4 protein-coding genes are annotated in these 4286 nt (G+C 67.5%); 1 reads left to right on the plus strand and 3 read right to left on the minus strand.

Annotation, left to right across the window (positions count from 1 at the left end; all coding sequences use genetic code 11):
• Window positions 1-145: 145 nt before the first annotated feature.
• The 3 genes from fabI to fabA all read right to left on the minus strand — a co-directional run bounded on the left by fabI (window position 146) and on the right by fabA (window position 3244).
• Window positions 146-976: an enoyl-ACP reductase FabI gene (gene fabI, locus MKK63_RS03265; RefSeq protein WP_243998674.1), complete on the minus strand. Its 831-nt coding sequence runs from the start codon at window positions 974-976 to the stop codon at window positions 146-148.
• Between the two features lie 364 nt (window positions 977-1340).
• Window positions 1341-2567 carry a beta-ketoacyl-ACP synthase I gene (gene fabB / locus MKK63_RS03270; protein WP_243998676.1) on the minus strand — a complete coding sequence of 409 codons (1227 nt, stop codon included), beginning with the start codon at window positions 2565-2567 and terminating at the stop codon, window positions 1341-1343.
• Between the two features lie 140 nt (window positions 2568-2707).
• A complete protein-coding gene (fabA, locus tag MKK63_RS03275; RefSeq protein ID WP_243998679.1) occupies window positions 2708-3244 on the minus strand; it encodes a bifunctional 3-hydroxydecanoyl-ACP dehydratase/trans-2-decenoyl-ACP isomerase in 537 nt (178 codons plus the stop codon).
• A 238-nt stretch (window positions 3245-3482) separates the two neighbouring features.
• Between fabA and irr the strand changes: the two genes are divergently transcribed.
• Window positions 3483-3998 carry a Fur family transcriptional regulator Irr gene (gene irr / locus MKK63_RS03280; protein ID WP_276081378.1) on the plus strand — a complete coding sequence of 172 codons (516 nt, stop codon included), beginning with the start codon at window positions 3483-3485 and terminating at the stop codon, window positions 3996-3998.
• The last annotated feature ends 288 nt before the right edge of the window (window positions 3999-4286 follow it).

A 4286-nucleotide genomic window follows, 5' to 3' on the forward strand; every position in this document is an offset into this window, starting at 1 on the left:
ATGCGCCGATAGGCTCTCGATCAGGGCGGTGCGCAGACAAGCGGACATGGGGGGATCCCTTTGGCGAGGAATCCCTCAGTCCACCACGGCGCGCCGCCCGCCGCCACTGTGTCGTGTACCGTGAGCAACGCGATCGGGCACTGCCCTAGCCGTCGCCCATGACGCCGGCGGCGTCCTGCGCCTGGAGCACGTCCGGGCGCGGCATCGAGATGATGTTGTAGCCGGCATCCACGAAGTGGACCTCGCCGGTCACGCCGCCGGAAAGCGGCGACAGCAGGTAGAGGGCCGAGCCGCCGACATCCTCCATGCTGACCGTACGCCGCAGCGGGGCGTGGGCGCGCTGATGGTTGAACATCAATCGGGCATCGGCGATCCCGGCGCCGGCCAGGGTGCGCATCGGACCGGCCGACAGAGCGTTCACGCGGATCCCATCGGGCCCGAGGTCGCTGGCCAGATAGCGGACCGAAGCTTCGAGGGCCGCCTTGGCGACCCCCATTACGTTGTAGTTCGGCATGACGCGCGTCGAGCCACCGTAGGTGAGCGTCAGCAGGGACCCGCCCTGCTTCATCCGCCGGGCGGCGCGCTGGGCGATTTCCGTGAAGGAGAAGCACGAGATCGTCAGGGTGCGCGCGAAATTCTCGCGCGTGGTAACGTCGACGTAGCGGCCCTTGAGCTGCGCCTTGTCGGAGAAGCCGATGGCGTGGACCACGAAGTCGAGTTCGCCGCCGAACCGTGCGTCGAGCGCCTCGAACGTGGCGTCGACCGAGGCGAGATCCTCGACGTCGCAGGGCAGGACGACATCGGAACTGAGCTGTGCGGCGAGCGGGGTCACGCGACGACCCAAGGCCTCGCCCTGATACGTGAAGGCGAGCCGGGCTCCCTCGACGTGCAAAGCCTTGGCAATACCCCAGGCGATCGAGTGATCGTTGGCGACGCCCATGATCAGGCCGCGCTTGCCCGCCATCAATCCTGTCATGCCGACACATGTCCCGAACGAGCGCACCGACCCCCGATCCGAGGGCGGGCCGCGATGCGCTCGACCGAACCGCGGCAGGGTGCCTTACCGCGCCTCGCCCCGTGCTCCAAACGCGCCAACGCTGTACAACCGACAAAAAAGCCCCGCCTGTCGGCGGGGCGTTTACGAACCTGCGCGCAGAGTCAGAAGTAGCCTTCGGTCTCGGCACTCGCCTCGTCGATGAGCGCCTGCTTCGCGTAGATCGCCGCACATCCGGCGATCATCAAACCGCTCAGCGCTCCGAGGATGAACGTCCCCATGGCCACCACCAATCCTTGACCCGAGGTAAACGGCGTCCAGGCGCGGGAGGTTCCGGTAGACGCGGTCAGGCGTCGACGTGCTTTAACACCAGGGTCGCGTTCGTCCCGCCGAACCCGAAGGAGTTTGTCAGGACATGGCTGAGCTTGGCGTTGTCCCGGCGCGCCCGCAGGATCGGCATGTCGGCGAAGGCGGGGTCGAGCTCGTCGATATGCGCGCTTTCGCAGATGAAGTCGTTGTTCATCATCAGCAGGCTGTAGATCGCCTCCTGCACGCCGGTGGCACCCAGCGAGTGACCGGTGAGGGACTTGGTGGCGGCGATCGGCGGACAGGAATCGCCGCGACCGAACACCTCGCGGATCGCCTCGATCTCCTTGTCGTCGCCCACCGGCGTCGAGGTGGCGTGGGGATTGATGTAATCGATCCGCGCGCCCTTGAGCCCCTCGATCGCCTGACGCATGCAGCGCACCGCGCCCTCGCCGGAGGGCGCCACCATGTCGTGCCCGTCCGAGGTCGCGCCGTAGCCGGCGATCTCCCCGTAGATGCGTGCGCCGCGCGCCTTGGCGTGCTCCAGCTCCTCCAGCACGAGGACGCCAGCGCCCCCGGCGATGACGAAACCGTCGCGGTTGGCGTCATAGGCGCGGGAGGCCCGGGACGGCGTATCGTTGAACTTCGACGACATGGCGCCCATCGCGTCGAACAGCACCGAGAGCGTCCAGTCGAGATCCTCGCAGCCGCCCGCGAAGATGATATCCTGCCGCCCGCCCTGGATGATCTCGGCGGCGTTTCCGATGCAGTGGTTCGACGTGGCACAGGCCGAGGAGATCGAATAGTTCACGCCGCGGATCTTGAACCACGTGGCGAGTGTCGCCGAGGCGGTCGACGACATCGCCTTCGGCACCGCGAACGGGCCGATCCGCTTAGGGCCCTTGTCGCGGGCGATGGCGGCGGCTTCGACGATCACCCGGGTCGACGGACCGCCCGAGCCCATGATGATGCCGGTGCGCTCGTTCGAGACATCGCCCGATTCCAGCCCCGCATCGGCGATCGCCTGATCCATGGCGACGTGGTTCCAGGCGGTGCCGCCGCCGTGGAAGCGCATGGCGCGCCGGTCCACCACACCCTCCGGATCGAGGGTCGGCGCGCCGGAGACTTGGCTGCGGAAGCCGTGCTCGACGTAGCTGGCATCGCGCGCGATGCCAGAGCGGGCTTCGCGCAGGGAGGCCAGCACCTCCTGCGTGTTGTTGCCGATGGACGAGACGATGCCCATCCCGGTGATGACGACGCGGCGCATGATGGTGACGATACCTCCGTCGCGGCGTCGCTCGCGCGCGCCACGTCCCGGTCAGCTAAGATGACGCGGCGACAATCTCAACTGCTGAAGCCGCCGGACGTTGCGGTCGAGCTGCAAACGGCGCCGCCGGAGCGGATTATTCAGCTCTGGAACAGGCCGACTCGCATGTCCTGGACTTGGTAGACCCGCTCGCCATCCGCCTCAAGCCAGCCATCACCGATCCCGAGCACGAGCTTTCCCTGCCGGACGCGCTTGACGTCGACGTTGTAGACGACCCGCTTCATCGACGGCAGCACCTGGCCCGCGAGCTTCACCTCGCCCACGCCCAGCGCCCGCCCGCGGCCCGGCGAACCCAGCCATCCGAGATGGAAACCCAGCATCTGCCACAGCGCGTCGAGACCCAGGCAGCCCGGCATCACGGGATCGCCCTGGAAATGGCAGGGGAAGAACCAGAGGTCGGGACGGATGTCGAGCTCCGCAGTCACATGGCCCTTGCTATGGGCGCCCCCGCCGGTGCCGATCGACGTGATCCGGTCGAACATCAGCATCGGTGGCAGGGGCAGCTGCGCGTTCCCTGACCCGAAGAGCTCGCCTCGCCCGCAGGCCAGAAGGTCCTCGTAGGAGTAGTGCGACCGGCGGCTCGCGTTCGGCCCGGAGGTGTCGGCGTCTGGCGGCATTGCGTTGGCTGTGTCCTCGGATTCCGGATGCGGCGTGCTTGCGCTTGGCGATGGCCGCCCCTCATGTGGCGCGCGGGGTAGCACGGGGCGTTGCACCTTCAAAGCCGCCGGCCGGCAAAGCCGCCGGCCGGGGGGCCGCGTCGGTGCGGTGCGGCAACGCTCGGGTTGCGACCACATGACCAGTTCCATATACTGGCTGGAATCTTCCGAGGCCCCCCGTCGAGCGTTCAGTCCAGCAATGTCCGAACCGGTGCCCTTCCAGGCCGTCTTCAACGGGCGAGTCCCCCTCCCCCAGCTGGAGGCCAACGGCATGCCGCGCCGCGGCTGCCCGCTCTCCGATCTGCGCGATCGTCTGCGCCGGGCGGGTCTGCGGCCCACGCGGCAGCGCCTGTCCCTGGGCTGGCTTCTGTTCGGCCGCGGCGACCGTCACCTGACGGCGGAGATGCTGTACGACGAAGCCATGCGCGCCAAGGTGCCGGTCTCGCTGGCGACGGTCTACAACACCCTGCACCAGTTCACCGAGGCCGGGCTCCTGCGCCAACTCGCGCTCGACGGGTCGAAGGCCTATTTCGACACCAATCCGAGCGAGCACCACCATTTCTACCTGGAGGATGAGAGCCAGGTGATCGACATGCCCGATTGCGGGATCACGGTGGACTCGTTGCCCGAGGCTCCCGAGGGCATGGAGATCGCCGGCGTCGAGGTGATCGTCCGCCTGCGTCGCACCCGGCCGAACGGACGCCGCCAGGGCTGAGCTGGCGGATTAACAACCACCATCTATGAAGGGGCCCGGCATCGTCCGGGCCTTTTACGTTTGTCCGCCTGCTAGAGCGCTCTGCGCCGAAGTGGACACCGGTTCGGCGGAAGAGAGCGCGCATAAACAAAGGCTTAGAGTGGGGCTCGATTGCAACGCGCACGGTACACGACAGTGACACCACCGTCGCCGAATAGGGCGCGGGTCCCCTCTCCCGTGCGGGAGAGGGACAGGGTGAGGGATGAGAACTTTCCGGAAGAGGCGCACCCTGTCAGCGCCTTGAAGGTG

Origin of the sequence: Methylobacterium sp. J-088 (genome assembly GCF_022829295.1) — a bacterium.
Taxonomy (GTDB): domain Bacteria; phylum Pseudomonadota; class Alphaproteobacteria; order Rhizobiales; family Beijerinckiaceae; genus Methylobacterium.